Origin of the sequence: Actinomadura sp. NPDC047616, assembly GCF_040642915.1 — a bacterium.
GTDB lineage: Bacteria > Actinomycetota > Actinomycetes > Streptosporangiales > Streptosporangiaceae > Spirillospora > Spirillospora miaoliensis.
On sequence record NZ_JBEYTB010000022.1, the window covers coordinates 17736 to 34735 of the forward strand.

Annotated in this window: 16 protein-coding genes; 12 read left to right on the forward strand and 4 right to left on the reverse strand. The window is 73.9% G+C overall.

Going from position 1 to position 17000, the window contains the following annotated elements:
• Positions 1–7: 7 nt before the first annotated feature.
• From ABZ801_RS36855 to ABZ801_RS36875, 5 genes are all read left to right on the forward strand, one after another.
• Entirely contained in the window at positions 8–1498 is a 1491-nt protein-coding gene (locus ABZ801_RS36855) for an anthranilate synthase component I family protein (RefSeq protein ID WP_360707345.1), read from the forward strand.
• On the forward strand, positions 1495–2127 hold the full coding sequence (locus tag ABZ801_RS36860; protein ID WP_360707347.1) for an aminodeoxychorismate/anthranilate synthase component II: 633 nt from the start codon (positions 1495–1497) through the stop codon (positions 2125–2127). The genes ABZ801_RS36855 and ABZ801_RS36860 overlap by 4 nt, the downstream gene beginning before the upstream one ends.
• On the forward strand, positions 2124–3131 hold the full coding sequence (locus ABZ801_RS36865) for an NAD(P)-dependent alcohol dehydrogenase (RefSeq protein ID WP_360707350.1): 1008 nt from the start codon (positions 2124–2126) through the stop codon (positions 3129–3131). The genes ABZ801_RS36860 and ABZ801_RS36865 overlap by 4 nt, the downstream gene beginning before the upstream one ends.
• An 85-nt stretch (positions 3132–3216) precedes the next feature.
• Entirely contained in the window at positions 3217–4599 is a 1383-nt protein-coding gene (locus ABZ801_RS36870) for an NDP-hexose 2,3-dehydratase family protein (RefSeq protein ID WP_360707353.1), read from the forward strand.
• A complete protein-coding gene (locus tag ABZ801_RS36875) occupies positions 4599–5567 on the forward strand; it encodes a Gfo/Idh/MocA family oxidoreductase (RefSeq protein ID WP_360707356.1) in 969 nt (322 codons plus the stop codon). The genes ABZ801_RS36870 and ABZ801_RS36875 overlap by 1 nt, the downstream gene beginning before the upstream one ends.
• Positions 5568–5655: 88 nt before the next feature.
• Here the strand turns inward: ABZ801_RS36875 and ABZ801_RS36880 are convergent, their stop codons facing one another.
• Both ABZ801_RS36880 and ABZ801_RS36885 read right to left on the reverse strand, forming a co-directional pair.
• Positions 5656–6057 carry an SgcJ/EcaC family oxidoreductase gene (locus tag ABZ801_RS36880; RefSeq protein WP_344954845.1) on the reverse strand — a complete coding sequence of 134 codons (402 nt, stop codon included), beginning with the start codon at positions 6055–6057 and terminating at the stop codon, positions 5656–5658.
• A gap of 77 nt (positions 6058–6134) precedes the next feature.
• Positions 6135–6938, reverse strand: a complete 804-nt coding sequence (locus ABZ801_RS36885) for a TIGR03084 family metal-binding protein (RefSeq protein WP_344954847.1) — start codon at positions 6936–6938, stop codon at positions 6135–6137.
• Between the two features lie 259 nt (positions 6939–7197).
• Between ABZ801_RS36885 and ABZ801_RS36890 the strand changes: the two genes are divergently transcribed.
• From ABZ801_RS36890 to ABZ801_RS36910, 5 genes are all read left to right on the forward strand, one after another.
• Entirely contained in the window at positions 7198–8358 is a 1161-nt protein-coding gene (locus ABZ801_RS36890) for an epoxide hydrolase family protein (protein WP_344954849.1), read from the forward strand.
• 33 nt (positions 8359–8391) lie between these two features.
• Positions 8392–9786 carry an FAD-dependent oxidoreductase gene (locus ABZ801_RS36895; RefSeq protein ID WP_360707360.1) on the forward strand — a complete coding sequence of 465 codons (1395 nt, stop codon included), beginning with the start codon at positions 8392–8394 and terminating at the stop codon, positions 9784–9786.
• A gap of 73 nt (positions 9787–9859) precedes the next feature.
• Entirely contained in the window at positions 9860–10909 is a 1050-nt protein-coding gene (locus ABZ801_RS36900) for an NAD-dependent epimerase/dehydratase family protein (protein WP_360707363.1), read from the forward strand.
• Positions 10906–12555, forward strand: coding sequence for an acyl-CoA carboxylase subunit beta (locus ABZ801_RS36905; protein ID WP_360707366.1), 1650 nt, complete (start codon positions 10906–10908; stop codon positions 12553–12555). Before ABZ801_RS36900 ends, ABZ801_RS36905 begins: the two co-directional genes overlap by 4 nt.
• 14 nt (positions 12556–12569) lie before the next feature.
• A complete protein-coding gene (locus ABZ801_RS36910; RefSeq protein ID WP_344954857.1) occupies positions 12570–13265 on the forward strand; it encodes a maleylpyruvate isomerase family mycothiol-dependent enzyme in 696 nt (231 codons plus the stop codon).
• Here ABZ801_RS36910 and ABZ801_RS36915 read toward each other — a convergent pair.
• On the reverse strand, positions 13204–14019 hold the full coding sequence (locus ABZ801_RS36915; protein WP_360707369.1) for a TetR/AcrR family transcriptional regulator: 816 nt from the start codon (positions 14017–14019) through the stop codon (positions 13204–13206). The genes ABZ801_RS36910 and ABZ801_RS36915 overlap by 62 nt on opposite strands.
• An 80-nt stretch (positions 14020–14099) precedes the next feature.
• On the opposite strand from ABZ801_RS36915, the gene ABZ801_RS36920 reads away from it, so the two are divergent.
• Positions 14100–15293 (forward strand): carotenoid oxygenase family protein, encoded by a 1194-nt coding sequence (locus ABZ801_RS36920; RefSeq protein WP_360707371.1) that lies wholly within the window; start codon positions 14100–14102, stop codon positions 15291–15293.
• Between the two features lie 30 nt (positions 15294–15323).
• Here the strand turns inward: ABZ801_RS36920 and ABZ801_RS36925 are convergent, their stop codons facing one another.
• Entirely contained in the window at positions 15324–15890 is a 567-nt protein-coding gene (locus ABZ801_RS36925; RefSeq protein WP_360707374.1) for a TIGR03086 family metal-binding protein, read from the reverse strand.
• A gap of 263 nt (positions 15891–16153) precedes the next feature.
• Here ABZ801_RS36925 and ABZ801_RS36930 point away from each other — a divergent pair, with 263 nt between their 5' ends.
• Positions 16154–16978 (forward strand): helix-turn-helix transcriptional regulator, encoded by an 825-nt coding sequence (locus ABZ801_RS36930; protein WP_344954991.1) that lies wholly within the window; start codon positions 16154–16156, stop codon positions 16976–16978.
• Positions 16979–17000: the final 22 nt, after the last annotated feature.

Genomic DNA, 17000 nt, shown 5'->3' on the forward strand with positions numbered 1-17000 from the left:
ACAGGCGATGAACGATGCTCGACCGGCGCCGGACGGCGCGGCGGTGCCCGTGCGCACCACACGGCTGGCGGTCCCGCCGGTGGAACCGCTCGCGGCCTACCTGGCGCTGGCCGGACGGTTCGGACGCGAGCAGGTCTACCTGCTGGAGTCCGCCGCTGGCCCGGCGCGGGACGTCAGATACCACTTCACCGGGTTCGGGACGCTGCTGACGGTCTCGGTGACGCGGGGCGAGGTCCGGGTGGACGGGGTTCCGGCGCTGCGCGAGGCGGTGCGGCGCCGGATCGGGCCGCTGCTCGACATCGCCGCCGACGGGCGGACGCGGCTGCGCGCCGCCCGTGACCTGTGGCCGGTGCTGCGCGCGGTCGGCGGCGCGTTCGACGCGAAGGGGTCGGCGTCGCGGTTCCGGTTCGGGTTCATCGGCTACTTCGGCTACGACGCCGCGCGGTACGTCGAGGACCTGCCGTACCTGATCGACCAGGCCCCGGAACTGCCCGACGTGCACCTGGCGCTGTCGCGGGGCTGCCTGGTGACCGACCTGGCGACCGGACGCGCCGAGCTGTCGCTGCACGAGTCCCCGGCCTGGCCCGCCCTCGACCGGGACGAGATCGCCGCGCTGCTCGCCGCCGCCGGCGGGACCCCGCCGGAGGGGGCCCCGCGCGACGCCCCGCCGGTGGCGGCCGTCACCGGCGACACCGAGCGCGGCCGGTACCTGGCGGCCGTGGACCGGTGCCTGGAGCACATCGCGGCGGGCGACATCTACCAGGTGCAGATCGGCCACGAGCTCGACATCCGCAGCCCGGCCGATCCGGTGCAGGTGTACCGGCGGCTGCGCGAGCGCAACGCCTCGCCGTACATGTACCTGGCCACGGTGGGCGGGCACACCGTCATCGGCGGCAGCCCGGAGCTGTTCGTGCGCGTGGAGGACGGCACCGTGACGATGCGGCCGATCGCCGGGACGGTGCCGCGCGGGGCCGCCGACGACGAGATCGCCGCGCGGCAGCTGCGCGCCGACCCCAAGGAGCTGGCCGAGCACACCATGCTCGTCGACCTGTGCCGTAACGACATCGGCCGCATCTGCAAGCGCGACACCCTGGACGTGCCGGACTCGCTGGTCGTCGAGCGGTACTCGCACGTCCTGCACCTGGTGTCCACCGTGGTCGGGGAGGCCGAGGACGGCACCGACGGCTTCGACGTCATCCCGGCGCTGTTCCCCGCCGGCACCATGACCGGGGCCCCGAAGATCCGCGCCATGGAGATCATCGAGGCGACCGAGCGCAGCCGGCGGGGGCTGTACTCGGGGGCGCTCGGCCTCATCGACGTCGGCGGCTACCTGAACCTCGCGCTGTGCATCCGCACCCTGATCCACCGCGACGGCTCGTACCGGACCCGGGCCTCGGCGGGCGTCGTCGCCGACTCGGTGCCCGGCCGCGAGTGGAACGAGACCCTCGCCAAGCTGAGCGCCCCGTACTGGGCGGTGACCGGAGAGGAGCTGCTGTGAGGATCCTCGTGGTCGACGCGTTCGACAGCTTCGTCTACATCCTGCGGCAATACCTGATGTCGGCCGGCGCGAACCCGGTCATGGCGCGGTCCAACGAGCTGACCGCCGCCACGATCCGCGGCACGGCCCCCGACGCGATCCTGCTCGGTCCCGGCCCCGGACGGCCGGCCGAGTCCGGGCACGTGGAGATCGTGCGGGAGTTCGCGGGCCTCGTCCCGATCCTGGGCGTCTGCCTCGGGCACCAGGCGATCGGGCTGGCCTACGGCGCGAGCGTGGTGCCCGCGCGGCACCTGATGCACGGCAAGACCAGCCGGATCCGGCACGACGGCCGGGGGCTGTTCGCCGGGGTCCCCGACGGGTTCGTCGCGACCCGCTACCACTCGCTGGTGGTCGTCGAGGACACCGTGCCCGAGTGCCTGGAGATCACCGCGCGGTCCCACGACGACGGGTACGTGATGGGGCTGCGGCACCGGCACCTGCCCGTCGAGTCGGTGCAGTTCCACCCGGAGAGCATCGGCACCGAGGACGGCATGCGGCTGATCACCAACTTCGTCGGCCTGTGCGCGGCGTCCGCGGGCCCGCCCGCGCGGCACCGGCCGGACTCGGCCGAACGGCTGGGCGCGGCGTGAGGTACTACCGGCTGCCGGCGTTCACCGGGGTCGGCGCCCTGCGGATGGACGAGCGTCCCGTGCCCGAGCCCGGCCCGCGCCAGGTGCTGGTGCGCATGCGGGCGTGGTCGCTGAACTACCGCGACCTGCTGATCGCCACGGGCACGTACGGCCGCGGCATGAAACCGGACGTGGTGCCGCTGTCCGACGGCGCGGGCGAGGTGGTCGCCGCGGGCCCGGAGGTGACGCGGTGGCGGGAGGGAGACCGCGTGCTCGGGGTCTTCATGCCCGACTGGATCTCCGGTCCGGCCACCGCCGACAAGATCGCCGCGTCGCTGGGCGGCACCGTGGACGGCGTGCTCGCCGAGTACGTCGTCTTCGACCAGGACGCGGTGGTCGCGGCGCCGTCGCACCTGGACTTCGCCGAGGCCGCGACGCTGCCGTGCGCCGCGGTCACCGCCTGGCACTGCCTGATGGTGCAGGGGACGCTCGCCCCCGGGGAGCGCGTGCTGACGCTGGGCAGCGGGGGAGTGTCGGTGTTCGCGCTGCAGTTCGCCACCCTCGCGGGAGCCGAGGTGATCGCCACCTCCAGCACGGACGCCAAGCTGGACCGGCTGCGCGCGCTCGGCGCGGCGGCGGGCGTCAACTACACGCGCGTCCCCCAGTGGGGGAAGGCCGTGTTCGACATGACGGATGGGGGCGTCGACCACGTCGTCGAGGTGGGCGGCGCGGGCACGCTGCCGCAGTCGGTCCGGGCGGCGCGCACCGGCGGACGGGTCAGCCTGATCGGCGTGCTCGCCCGGGGCGACGGGCTGAGTCCCGTGCCGCTGCTGCGCAAGGGGCTCACCGTGCAGGGGATGCTGGTGGGCGGACGGGACACCTTCGAGGCGATGAACCGCGCGGTCGAACGGCACCGGATCCGCCCGGTCGTCGACCGCGCCGTCCCGTTCTCCGCCGCGCCCGAGGCGTATCGCCTCCTGCACTCCGGCGGCCATTTCGGGAAAATAGTCATAGTGCCGGACTGACGTTTTCCGCCGGCATTTCTTTGAGTGTGCGGCCGACGGCACGCTCAAAGGTGTGCGGCACGCGGCGCGCCCCTACAGTCAAATCATGTTGTCCGATTCTGTGAAGGCGGCGCCCGCGCTGCGTTCGAGGGAGGACGCGGCGGCCGCCGCGCTGCTCGCCCCGTCCGCGGCCGCCGGCGAGGGCGCGCATCCGAGCACCGCGGACTTCGACGCCTGGTTCGCCGGCCGCGCCGCCGCCGGGCGCTACCAGGTACGACAGATCCCCTTCGGCGCGCTGCGCGGCTGGTCCTTCGAGGAGGGCACCGGCAACCTGCGCCACGAGACCGGCCGCTTCTTCAGCGTCGAAGGGCTGCACGTCGCCCTCGAACACGACTGGTACCAGCCCATTCTCCACCAGCCCGAGGTCGGTGTTCTCGGGCTGCTGGCCAAACGTTTCGGCGGCGAACTGCACTTCCTCATGCAGGCGAAGATGGAACCCGGCAACCCGAATCTCGTGCAGTTGTCACCGACCGTTCAGGCCACCTACAGCAACTACACGCGGGTGCACCGGGGAAAGGGCACCCGGTACCTGGAGTATTTCGTCGGGAACCGGCGCGGCCGGGTGCTGGCGGACGCGCTCCAGTCCGAACTCGGCTGGTGGTTCTACCGCAAGAGCAACCGCAACATGGTGGTGGAGGTGACCGACGAGGTCGCCGTGCACGAGGACTACCGCTGGGTCACCCTCGCCCAGCTCGGCGAGCTGATGCGGCGCGACCTGCTGCTCGCCATGGACACCCGCAGCGTGCTGTCGTGCCTGCCGGTGCCCCGGCGGGAGCGCGGCGCGCTGCTGACGGACGTGGAGCTGCTGTCCTGGCTCACCGAGATGCGCTCGCGGCGCCACCCGTCCGCGCGGCTCGTCCCGCTGGCGCGGACCCCGGGCTGGCGCGTCGGGGACTCGTCCATCGGCCACGAGGACGGCCGGTGCTTCCGCGTCGTGGCCGTGTCCGTCGAGGCGGACCGCCGCGAGGTGAGCCGGTGGACGCAGCCGCTGCTGGAGCCGCCGGGGCAGGGCGTGGCCGGCTTCCTGAGCCGGACGATCGACGGCGTGCGCCACGTCCTGGTGCACGCCCGCGTCGAGCCGGGCCTGGTGCACACGGTGGAGCTCGGCCCCACCGCGCAGTGGACGCCCGGCGACCACGCGCGCCTGACCGGCCAGGACGAGCCGCCGTTCCTCGACGCGCTGCTGACGGCCGACCCGGCCCGGATACGCTACGAGGCCGTGCACTCGGAGGAGGGCGGCCGGTTCCGCAACGCCGACAGCCGGTACCTGGTGGTCGAGGCCGACGAGACGCAGGCGCCGCTCGACCCGCCGCCCGGCTACCAGTGGGTCACGCCGGGCCAGCTGACCTGGCTGCTGCGGCACGGCCACTACGTCACCATGGAGGCGCGCACGCTGATGGCGGGCCTCAACCTGGGATCGGTGCGTTAGTGGAGCCGCTGCGCGTCGGCGTCGCCGGCTGCGCGAGCATCGCGCTGCGGCGCATGCTCCCCGCCATGGCCGCGGCGCCGCGGACCGAGGTCGTCGCGATCGCCAGCCGCGACGGCCGCAGAGCCGAACGCGCCGCGCGCGCGTTCGGCTGCCGCCCGGTGACGGGATACGCCGCGCTGCTGGAACTCGCCGAGGTCGAGGCGGTGTACGTGCCGCTGCCGCTCGCCCTGCACGCCGAGTGGACCGAGGCGGCGCTGCGCGCCGGCAAGCACGTCCTGGTCGAGAAGCCCATGACCACGGATCCGGCGCGCACCCGTGAGCTGCTGGACCTCGCGCGGCGCGGCGGCCTGGTGCTGATGGAGAACGTCATGTTCGTCCACCACCGGCAGCACGCGGTCGTGCGGGACCTGCTCGGCGGCGGGGCGATCGGCGAGGTGCGGTCGCTGCACGCGGCGTTCACCGTGCCCGAGCGTCCCGACGGCGACATCCGCTACGAAAGGGCGCTGGGCGGCGGGGCGCTGTGGGACGTCGGCGTCTATCCGGTCCGCGCGGCGCTGTACCTGCTCGGCCCGGAGCTGGAGGTCGTCGGCGCCCATCAGCGCGTCGCGCCGGGCCGCGTCGTCGACACCTCCGGCGCCGCGCTGCTGCGCTCGCCCAAGGGCGTCGGCGTCCAGGTCGCCTACGGGCTCGAGAACTTCTATACCGCGACGTACACCGTCAACGGCAGCGAGGGGCGGTTGACGCTCGACATGGCGTTCACCCCTCCCGCGGACCGCGTGCCCGTCATCCGCGTCGAACGCCCCTCCGGCGTTGAGGAGATGCGGCTGGCCCCGGACGACCAGGTGGCCAACACGGTCGCCGCCTTCGCCGAAGCCGTCCGCACCGGCGCCGGGTCGCCCGACGCCGAGGTCTGCCTGCGCCAGGCCGTCCTGCTCGACGCGATACGCCGCCGCGCCGCGCGGCGGTGAAGCTTCGCCGACGCCTTCCCGACAGCCGCGCACCCCGCCCCCTCAGCCAGGGGACGGGGTGCGGATCTCGTGCGGTCCGGGCCTTGCCTCAGGCCGCGGTCGGGCTGTTCTGGTAGGCGGCCAGGCGCCATTCCCCCTGGTCCTTGACGACGACCCAGGTGGCGCGGATGGCGCGCTCCTTCGACGGCTCGGTCTCACCGGGCGCCAGCACGCCGCCCTGGGTGACGACCACGGCGGTGTTGCCGTAGCGGCGCATGTCGATGGGCTTGCCGGTGACCTGGGTGCCCTTGAACCGGCCCTGGAAGGCGTCGGTCATGAACGCGCGGATGTCGTCGTGTCCCTTGCGGAAGACACCCGGCAGGATCATGGTGCCGTCCTCGACGAAGACGCGGGCGAAGGCGTCGGCGTCATGCGCGGCCCACGCCTGGACGACGCGCTGCGGGACGGCGGCGATGGCGGCCTGGTCGGCGGAGGTGTCGGTGGTCGTCATGGGTCACTTCTCCTTCTCGTGCGGACGGGTCGTGCGGACGGGGTCGTGCGGACGGGGTCGCGGGTCTGCGGCCGGTCTCAGCGGGCGGGCACGGCGAACTGCCCCGGCCTGCGGCCGGGACCGGCGGGTCCGCGGTAGTTCTGGGCGATGTCGAGCCAGCGGTCGGCCTCGGGACCGGTGGCGACCAGGTCGAGGTCGGCGCGGTGCCGGCGCCGCCCCGCCAGCAGGCACAGGTCGACGGCCGACCCGGTGATCCGGTCCGGCGAGTCCTCGGGGCCGAACGTCCACAGCGCGCCGGACGGGGCGGTGATCTCGAAGCGGAACTCGTGGTCCGGCGGTGTCAGGCCGCGCGCCTGGTAGCCGAAGTCGCGCACCAGCACCGTGAAACCGACCAGGTGCACCAGCCGGTCGGTGTACTCGCGCTCGGCGCCCACCGCGTCGGCGACGTCCTGGCCGTGCCCGAACAGCTCCATGATCCCGGCGCAGGCCAGGATCGCCGCGGGCAGCGGCCGCACCAGCCACGGCACCACCTGGTCGGCGGGCACGGCGGCCAGGGCCCGCACCGTCGCGGCGCGTTCTGCCCGGAAGCGCTCCAGCAACTGCGCGGGCGTCAGGTGGCGGTGGTCGGCGAGCCGGGCGTTGACCGCCGCCTCGAAATCGTCGCCCGAGTCCGCCACCATCTTCTGGAAGCGGCCGGCGTCGGTCGCCGCCGTTCCCGCCAATTGGTAGATGAAGATGAGATGGGCGATCTGGTCGAACACCGTCCATCCGGGAGCCGGTGTCGGCGTGCGCCATCCCGCCTCGTCCAGGCCGGCCACGATGCGGTCGACGTCGTCGCCCTCCGCGGCCAGATCCTCGAACACATTTCGCAGTCCGGTCATGCATCCACCCTTCGCCGAAGCACGGGTCGGTGATCCTCCCGGGAGGATTCCTGTGTGGGCCGTTCCAGCCTGCAACGGCCGGGATTTCGCGGCATCTTCCGAAGTGCCGGGGACGGCACCCGTCCGGCAGCAGGGACGATACCGGCGGCCGCGCACATCGCATCCCAGGAGATGCGCCCCCCAATGGCGGGTGCGAAGGTGAACGGGCGACTCCGAAAGCCGTCTGCATTTCATCGACCCGCCGCGACGAGGAGCCGGTATGAAGCCATTCCGAATCGAAATTCCGCAGGCCGACCTGGACGATCTGCACCGCCGGATCGCGGCCACGAGATGGCCCGAGAAACTGCCCGACGTCGGCTGGTCGCGGGGGGTGCCGACGGCGTATCTGAAAGAGCTGGCCGAATACTGGCGCACCACCTACGACTGGCGCGCGATGGAGGCGCGGCTGAACCGCCATCCGCAGTTCGTCACCGAGATCGACGGTGCGAACGTGCACTTCCTGCACGTCCGTTCGCCCGAGCCGGACGCGACGCCGCTGCTGATCACCCACGGCTGGCCCGGCTCGGTCGCCGAGTTCCTGGACGTCATCGACCCGCTGACCGACCCCCGCAACCACGGCGGCGACCCGGCCGACGCGTTCCACCTGGTCATCCCGTCGATGCCCGGCTACGGGTTCTCCGGGCCGACCGAGCAGACCGGCTGGACGCTGCAGCGGGTCGGGGCGGCCTGGGCCGAGCTGATGCGCCGGCTCGGCTACGACCGGTACGTCCCGCAGGGCGGCGACTTCGGCGCCCCCGTCTCGATCATGACGGCGCTGGCCGACCCCGAGCACGTCGCGGGCGTGCACCTCAACATGCTCGCCACCATGCCCAGCGGCGACCCCGCCGACCTGGAGGGGCTGAGCGAGGAGGACCAGGCCCGCATCGCCCGCTCGCAGCGGTTCAACGACGAGCTGTCGGGGACGATGAAGCTGCACTCGACGCGGCCGCACACCGTGGCCTACGCGCTGACCGACTCGCCGGTCGGGCAGCTGGCCTACATCGTCGAGAAGTTCAGGGACTGGGCCGACGCGGCGGAGGTCCCCGAGGACGCCGTCGACCGCGACCTCATGCTCACCATCGCCACGATCTTCTGGTTCACCGGGACCGCCGGGTCGTCCAACCAGACGTACTACGAGGTCGTCGACACGCTGCCGATCAACATGACGACCGGCCGGTACCCGCCGATCTCCGCGCCGCTCGGCATCGCGATCTTCCCTCGGGGCGCGTTCGTGGCCGTCCGGCGGTTCGCCGAACGGGACTTCCCGACGCTGGCGCACTGGACCGAGTTCGACCGCGGCGGGCACTTCGCCGCCATGGAGGAACCCGACCTGTTCGTCCAGGACCTGCGGGCCTTCGCCCGGCTGCTGAAGAAGGGCTGACCCAGCGGTGCTCACCAGGAAGAGGAGGCCGTGGTGAAGAGCCAGGTCGGAAGGCGCGTGGTGGTGCTCGGCGGCAGCATGGCCGGGTGCCTGGCCGCGCGGGTGCTGGCCGAGTCCTACCAGGAGGTGGTGCTGGTCGACCGCGACACGGTGCTCGGCGTCGCCGAGACCCGGCGCGGCGCGCCGCACACCGTCCACGCGCACGCGCTGCACGCCCGCGGGCACCTGATCATGGAGGACCTGTTCCCCGGCCTGACCGACGGGCTGCTGGCGGCGGGCGTGCCGAGCGGCGACCTCGGCGAGCTGCACTGGTACCTGAACGCGCGGCGGCTGCGGCCCGCGCGGACCGGGCTGATGTCGGTGATGGCCCCCCGGCCGCTGCTGGAGGAGCACATCCGGGCGCAGGTGGCGGCCGAACCCAACGTGACCTTCCTCGAACGGCACGACATCCTCGGGATCGTCGCCGACGAGGCCCGGGAACGGATCACCGGGGTCCGGGTGGAGCCGCGCGACGGCGGCGGGGAACTGCTCCTGGACGCCGACCTGGTGGTGGACACCACCGGCCGCGGCTCGCGCACTCCCGCCTGGCTGGAGGAGCTGGGGTACCGGCGCCCCGACGAGGAGCGGGTGAAGATCGGCCTGGCCTACACGACCCGGCACTACAAGCTGCGGCCCGGGATGCTGAACGGCGCGCTGTCGATCAACCCGGTGGCCTCGCCGGCACACCCGCGCGGCGCGTTCTTCGGCAAGATCGGCCCGGAGACGATCAACCTGTCGCTGACCGGCATCCTGGGCGACCACCCGCCGACCGAGCCGGAGGCGTTCCTGGAGTACACGCGGACCCTGCCGGTGCCGGACATCTACGAGGCCGTCCGCGACGCCGAGCCGCTGTTCGACCCGGTCAGCTTCCGGTTCCCCGCCAGCGTGCGCAAACGCTACGAGCGGCTGAGCCGCTTCCCCGAACGCCTGCTGGTCATGGGGGACGCGGTGTGCAGCTTCAACCCCGTCTACGGGCAGGGCATGACCGTGGCCGCCATGGAGACGCTGGAGCTGCGGCGGCAGCTGCGGCGCGGCGGCCCTCCGGAGCCGGGCGAGTTCTTCACCCGGGTCTCCCGGGTCATCGACATGCCCTGGGACGTCTCGGTCAGCGGCGACCTGGACTTCCCCGGCGTGGAGGGGCGCCGCACGCTGAAGGTGCGGGCGGGCAACGCCTACATGGCCCGGCTCCAGTATGCCGCGACGAAGGACGCCAAGGTCACCGAGGGGTTCCTGCGCGTGGCCGGGCTGCTCGACCCGCCCGAGGCGCTGATGAAGCCGCCGATGATGCTGCGCGTCCTGCGGCACGCCGTCCGCAAGCCCCCGCCCGGCCAGGCCCGGCGGGCGCCGGCCGCCCCGGGCCCCCGGCCGGTCGGAGACGGGCGGGTGTGACACGGGCGGCCCCGAGCGGGGACCGCAGCCAGGCAGGCCGGTGCGGCGGCCGGAGCCGAATGGAGATGGTTCGATGTTGGTGAGCGTGACCGGCGGCACCGGCTTCGTCGGCGCTCATTCGGTCGCCGCGGCGGTCCGGCGCGGCCACCGCGTCCGCCTGCTGGCGCGGGACGAGGCGAGGGCCGGGCGCGCGCTGGCGCCGCTGGGCGTCGACCTCGGTGCCGTGGACGTGGTGGTCGGCGACGTGACCGACGAGGGGAGCGTCCGGCGGGCGGTGCGCGGCGCCGACGCGGTGCTGCACGCGGCCTCGGTGTACTCGTTCGACAGCAGGCGGCACGCGGAGATGACGCGGGTCAACGAGCGGGGCACCGAGGTCGTGCTCGACGCGGCGCGCCGCCACGGCGCGGCCCCGATCGTGCACGTCTCGACGTTCGGCGTGCTGGACCCCGGCCAGGGGCGGACGGTGCGGGCGGAGTCGGCGGTCGGCCGTCCCCGCGAGAGGTACATGGCGACCAAGGCGGCGGCGGACCGCATCGCGCGCCGCCACCAGGCGCAGGGGGCACCGGTGATGATCACCTATCCGCCCGCCCTGCTCGGCCCGCACGACCCGAACCTCGGCGACCAGACCGCGCGGTTGCGCAACGCGCTGCGCGGGCTGATGCCGATGTGGCCGCTGGGCGGTTTCCCGGTGGGGGACGTGCGCGACACGGCGGCGTTCCACATGGATCTGCTGGAAACGCCCGGACAGGGACGGCACCTCACGCCGGGGCGGTACCTGTCCACCCGGCAGTACGTGTCGGTGCTGCGGCAGGTGACCGGGCGCCGCCTGCCGGCCGTGTTCCTCCCGGCCCGCGCCATGCTGCCGGTGGGGCTGCTCACGGGCGCCGTGCAGCGGGTGTGGCCGTGGCACATCCCGGCCGAGTACGGCGCCGTCTACACCTGCGTCCGCGATCTGCGGGTCGACGCCGACCCGGCGGCGCGGCCGGTGACCGAGACCGTCGGCGACGCGGTGGGCTGGCTGCACCGGGCCGGGCTCCTGTCGGACCGGCAGGCGGGCCTGGCCGCCGGACGCCCCCTGCCGGTCCCGGCGGACCGCGACGAGCTGCGAAAGGAGAGGCGGTGAGCGCTTCGGAGGTCGATTTCGTCCCGGTTCCGGTGCCGCGGCCGAACGGGCGGCGGCACGCCGCGCCCGCGCGGGGCGGTCAGGCGGGGGCATCGGCGCCGTCCATGGGGCGGCTGCGCGAACGCGACGCCCGGCTGCGCGCGCAGGTGCTGGCGGGGCGGCGGGAGGCGGTCGAGCGGCAGCACGGGCTGGGCAAGCGCACCGCGCGCGAACGGCTCGACCTGCTGCTGGACGAGGGCTCCTTCCTGGAGATCGAGATGTACCGGCGGCACCGGTCGCACGGGCTGAAGATGGGCGAGAACCGTCCGCACACCGACGGCGTGGTGGCGGGATCCGGGACGATCTTCGGCCGCCGGGTGTTCGTCTACGCCCAGGACTTCACCGTCTTCGGCGGCTCGCTCGGCGAGGCGCACGCCGCGAAAATCCACAAGGTGATGGACCTGGCCCTGGAGAACGGGGCGCCGCTGATCGGGCTGAACGACAGCGGGGGCGCCCGGATCCAGGAGGGCGTGATGTCCCTGGACGGGTACGGGGGGATCTTCCACCGCAACGTCCGGGCGTCGGGGGTGATCCCGCAGATCAGTGTGATCCTGGGGCCGTGCGCGGGGGGAGCGGCCTACTCGCCGGCGCTGACCGACTTCACGTTCATGGTGCGCGGTTCCGCCCAGATGTACCTGACCGGCCCGGACGTGGTTGAGGCGGTGAGCGGCAGGCGTGTCACGCACGCCGAGCTCGGCGGGGCGGACGTGCACGGCGAGCTCACCGGGGTGGCCACCTTCGTCCACGACGACGAGGAGACCTGCCTGGAGGAGGTCCGCTACCTGGTGTCGCTGCTGCCCGCCAACAACCTGGAGCCCGCGCCCGCGCTGCCGCCGACCGGGGCGGCCGGCGACGAGCGGCCGCGGCTCGCCGAGATCGTCCCAGTGGAGCCGAACAAGCCGTACGACATGCGCCTGGTGGTCGAGGAGCTGGTGGACGACGGGGAGTTCATCGAGCTGCACGAGAACTGGGCGCCGAACGTGATCTGCGCGCTGGGCCGCATCGACGGCGAGGTCGTCGGGGTGGTGGCCAACCAGCCCATGGTGCTGGCCGGGGTGCTGGACGCCGACGCGGCGCAGAAGGCGGCGCGGTTCGTGCGGTTCTGTGACGCGTTCGGGATTCCGCTGGTGACGCTGGTGGACGTGCCGGGCTTCCTGCCGGGGATCGAGCAGGAGCACGCCGGGGTCATCCGGCACGGCGCCAAGCTGCTGTACGCCTACTGCGAGGCGACGGTGCCGCGCGTCCAGGTGATCCTGCGCAAGGCCTACGGCGGCGCGTACATCGTCATGGACTCGCGGTCGATCGGCTGCGACCTGTCCCTGGCGTGGCCGACCAACGAGATCGCCGTGATGGGCGCCGAGGGCGCGGTCAACGTGCTGTTCCGGCGCGAGCTGGCCGCCGCCGCCGACCCCGAGGGGCTGCGCGCCGAACTCGTCGCCGAGTACTCCGAGCAGCTCATGCACCCCTACTACGCCGCCGAACGCGGGCTCGTCGACGACGTGATCGATCCGGTGCGGACCCGGGCCGCGGTCGCGCGCGGGCTGGAGATGCTGCGGCGCAAACGCGCGTCGACCCCGCAACGCAAGCACGGCAACACCCCGCTGTGATGGAGGCCCGTCCGATGGAGCGTCCCCCGAACCATGTCGTCTACGCCCTCGTCCGGCGCAACGTGCGGGCCCTGGTGGACGGCCGTCCGGACGCGGCCGGCGCCGTCGTCCCCGCGTGCCCGGAGTGGCGGGTCCGCGACCTGGTGGCCCACCTGCTGGACATCTGCGAGCAGGCCGTCGAGCTGGTGACCGGCCGGGCGTCGGGGCCGGTCCGCACCGACACGCCCCGGGCCGACGGGCCCACGCTGACCGAGCTGCTCGACCGGTGGGAGGAGCGCGGTGCGGAACTGGACGCGCTGGTCGCCCGCACCGGCGACCCGCGCAGCGCCATGCTGACGCACGACGCGTTCTGCCACGAGCTGGACCTGCGCGTGGCCGTCGGGGCGCCGCCGCCCGCCGGTCACCCCGGCTACACCAGCCTGCTCCACGTGCCCGTCGGCGGTTTCCTGGAGCGGGTGCGCGAGCTGGGCCTGCCCGCCCTGCGGGTCGAGACGCCGGGGGACCGGTGGGCGACCGGCCCGGACGAGGCCGCCGGGGTGCTGAGCGCCGGCCGCCACGACCTGTACCGTTCGCTCACCGGACGGCGGACGCACGACCAGATCGCCGCGCTGTCGTGGAGCGGCGATCCGGAGCGGTGGCTGCCCGCGTTCACGCGGGGGCCGTTCCGTCCGCCCGAGCGGCCCGCCGAGGAGCTCGCCGCCCGTTACTGAGCCGTCCTTCACCGGCACGTTCTTTGCCGGCACGTTCCTTACCGGCGCGTGCTTTGCCGGGGCCTTCGTCACGGGGCCCTTCGTCACGGGGCCATTCGTCGCCGGGCCGCCCGTCGCCGAAGAGCCGGCGGGAGGCGCGCACCGACGCCTCGGCGGCCTCGTGCGCGTCGCCGGCGCCCACCATGAGGGACACGAGCTGGGCCTCGAAGAGGTGCTCGGCGTCGTACGGCTCGATCAGGTAGTCGCCCAGTTCCAGGGTGATGAGGCCGTGCGTCGCGCCCCACATCTGGTGCGCCACCAGCTCGGCGTCGGTGGTGCGGAACCGGCCCGCGTCGATGCACCGCGCCGCGCACTCGACGACGTTGCCCAGCGTGTAGCGCCCGTGCTGGCGGTCGTCCTCGGTCAGTGAGAAGCCGCCGGGCGCCGACCCGCCGAACATCACCCCGTACAGGTGCGGGTTGGCCAGGGCATTGTGCCGGTAGGCCCGCCCCAGCGAGGCCATGTCGGCGACGGGATCGTCGGTGCGCGCCACGTGCGTGAGGTGGTGCTGCAGCCGCGCGAACCCCTCGTGCACCATCGCGCGCACCAGCTCGCCCATGGACCCGAAGTAGGTGTAGACGGCCATCGTCGAGCTGCCCGCCTCGGCGGCGACGCGGCGCGTGGTGAGCGCGTGCGGCCCCTCCTCGGTGAGCAGCCGGGCGGCGACGTCGATGAGGGCCGAGCGGACCCGCGGATCCAGGCGGCGTGGGCTCATGTTGACATCATGCCATAACGCCGATATGTTTTCGTTAGTACAACATCGTTATGCGATGGGTCTCCCGGGAGGAGGCGCCCATGGCCACCCGGATCCGCGGTCTCGATCCGAGGACGGCGCTGGCGGTCGTGCCGGCCGGGCCCTCGCGTCAGGACGGTCCCCTGCCCCTCGACGGCGGGCTTCCCGCCGGGCTGGACGGCTGCTTCCTCCAGGCGCGGACGCACCCGGCCGCCCCGGGCGCTTCCGGCGGCGTTCTGCGGGGCCCGCACGTGCTCTCGGGCGTCCGGCTGAGCGCCGGGGAGGCCCGCCTGTTCCGGGCGCGGCCGCCGGTGGACCGGAGCCACCCCCTCGGGCCCATCCCCGCCCTGGCCCCGTCCGTGTGGTGCGGCGGGCCGGAACCGGACGGGCCGGGGCTGGTCGCGTTCGCCCGCCCGGTGCGGGAGGCGGGCGCGTCCCGCTGGCACACCGTCGCCACCTATCCCGGGCTCGGGCACGCCGAGCACCTGGTCACCGGGCCGGACGGCACCGTGCTGCACGCCCGGCCCTTCCCCTTCGACGGCGCCCCGATCGGTCACGCCGTCGCGCTGACACGCCGCCACGTCGTGATCGTCGACTCGCCCGTCGTCCACTCGCGGGCCGCCGCGCTGGTGGGGGCGCGGTCGCCGTACGTCGAGCGTCCGGACCGGCCCGTGCGCGTCGGGCTGCTGCCGCGCTCAGGGCCCGGACAGGCCGAACCTTCCTGGCTGGACGTCGATCTCGGCGCCGCGCTCGATGTCGTCAACGCCCACGACGACGGTGACCAGATCGTTCTGGACGCCATGACCCGCGCCGGCCGGCCGAGGCTGCGACGGTGGCGGATCGACCCCGCGACCGGCGTCGTGCGGGTCGCGTGCGCGGCCCCCGACGTCACGGCGGCGGTCGTGGACGGGCGGGTCGGCGGCAGGCGGCACCGCTACGTGTTCGGCGTGGTGAACGACGAGGGGAACGGCGCCGCCGTCGTCCGCCACGACCGCGTCACCGGAGGGCTGCGGACGGCCCCGCTGGGGCCCGGCTGGCGGGTCGGGTCGCCGGTGTTCGCACCGGACGCCCGGGACGGCGCGGCCGAAGGGGACGGCTGGCTCGTGACCGTCGCCTGGCACGCCGGGCGCGGCCGCTGCGACCTGCGGGTGTTCGACGCCCGCGAGGTCGAGCGCGGGCCGCTGGCCGTGGTCCGGCTCCCGGTGCGCCTCCCGATCGACCGGCGCGTCACCTGGGCCGAGGCCCCGCTCGGCTGAGCGCGCCGCTCGGCGGCCACGCGGCCTCGGCTAGGAGGCGGGGTCGCGGCCCAGGAACGCGACCAGGCGGTCACCGGGCGGGGCGTCCGGCGGCACCGGGACGGGCGGCGCGAACAGGCCGGGCCGCACGGCGTCGTCGACCTGCAGGGGAGCGAGCAGCAGCAGCTCCAGGGCCAGCCTGCCGGGGATCGGCCGCCGGTCGCCGACCGCCCGCGCGGCGTCCCAGCCGTGCACGGCGATCTCCAACGCCACGGTCGTCAGAACGACGTCCACCGGCAGGCGGCGGTCGGCGATCGCGGCGCCGCCCCGCCGCGTCGTCTCAGGGCGGGAGCAGGCGTCCAGCACCCGTTCGGCGCGCTTGCGGAAGACGGCGGCGGGATCATCGGCGTCCGCGTCGTCCATGACGGCCGGGGCGGAGGCGATGATTCCCGCGCACACGCCCTCGGCGAGCACGTCGAACGCGTCGTTCAGGTGATGGAGCAGCGTCCCTAGATCCCAGCCGGCGCAGGGAGTCGGAAGCGACAGGGCGGCGGGGGTGACGCCCTCGACGGAATCGAGTGCGTGATCGATGGCGCGCTGCAGAAGCGGTGCTCGCATGTCACTCCGTCCGTCGGCGGGTGTTTCGCCTATGGGGACCGGGTGTCCCGCCGAAAATCATCGCGCCGGCGCCTCCCCGCGCTCGCGGGCCGCCGTGCACCGACGCCGCTCACCGACGCCGCTCACCGCCGCTGTTCACCGCACGCCGAAGATGGCACGCTGGTTACGGCGGACTTCGGCCACCGGGGGGAGCGAAAGTGGCGGACTTCGCGGCGGGCGAGCAGGCGGTCGGCCTTCGCCGGGCCGGGCCGACGGTGCTGCGGATGGTGGTCGGCGCGCGGCTGCGCAGGCTGCGCGAGGCCTGCGGGATGTCGGCCGACAAGGCCGGGTACGCGATCCGCGGCTCCGCGTCCAAGATCAGCCGGATGGAGCTGGGCCGGGTCGGCTTCAAGGAGCGCGACGTGGCCGACCTGCTGACCCTCTACGGCGTCACCGACCCCGCCGAACGCGAGCCGCTGCTGGAACTGGCGCGGGTGGCCTCGGTGCCGGGCTGGTGGCAGCGGTACCACGACATCGTCCCGCCCTGGTTCGAGCCGTACCTGGGGCTGGAGCAGGGCGCCGGCGTCATCCGCTGCTACGAGGTGCAGGTCGTCCCGGCGCTGCTGCAGACCGAGGACTACGCGCGCGCCGTGATCCGGCTGGCCCATCCGGACGCGTCCGCCGGGGAGATCGAGCGGCGGGTCGCGCTGCGCCGGGAGCGGCAGCGCGTCCTCACCCGCGACGAACCGGCGCGGCTGTGGGCGGTGGTGGACGAGGCCGCGCTGCGCCGCCCGTTCGGCGGCCGGGAGGTCATGCGGGCCCAGCTGCGGCACCTGATCGACGTGTGCGCGCTGCGCAACGTCACCGTGCAGGTGCTGCCGTTCGGCGCGGGCGGGCACGGCGCCATCGGCGGGCCGATCACCCTGCTGCGCTTCGAGGAGGCCGACCTGCCGGACGTGGTGTACCTCCAGCAGCTCACCAACGCCCACTATCCGGACCGTCCCGCCGAGGTGGACCACTACACCGACGTCATGAACCGCCTGGTGGTGGACGCCGACCCGCCCGCCCGCACGCCGGACACGCTGCGCCGCCTGCTGGACGGCGGCTGAGCGGGGCCGCCCTGTCGTGGGG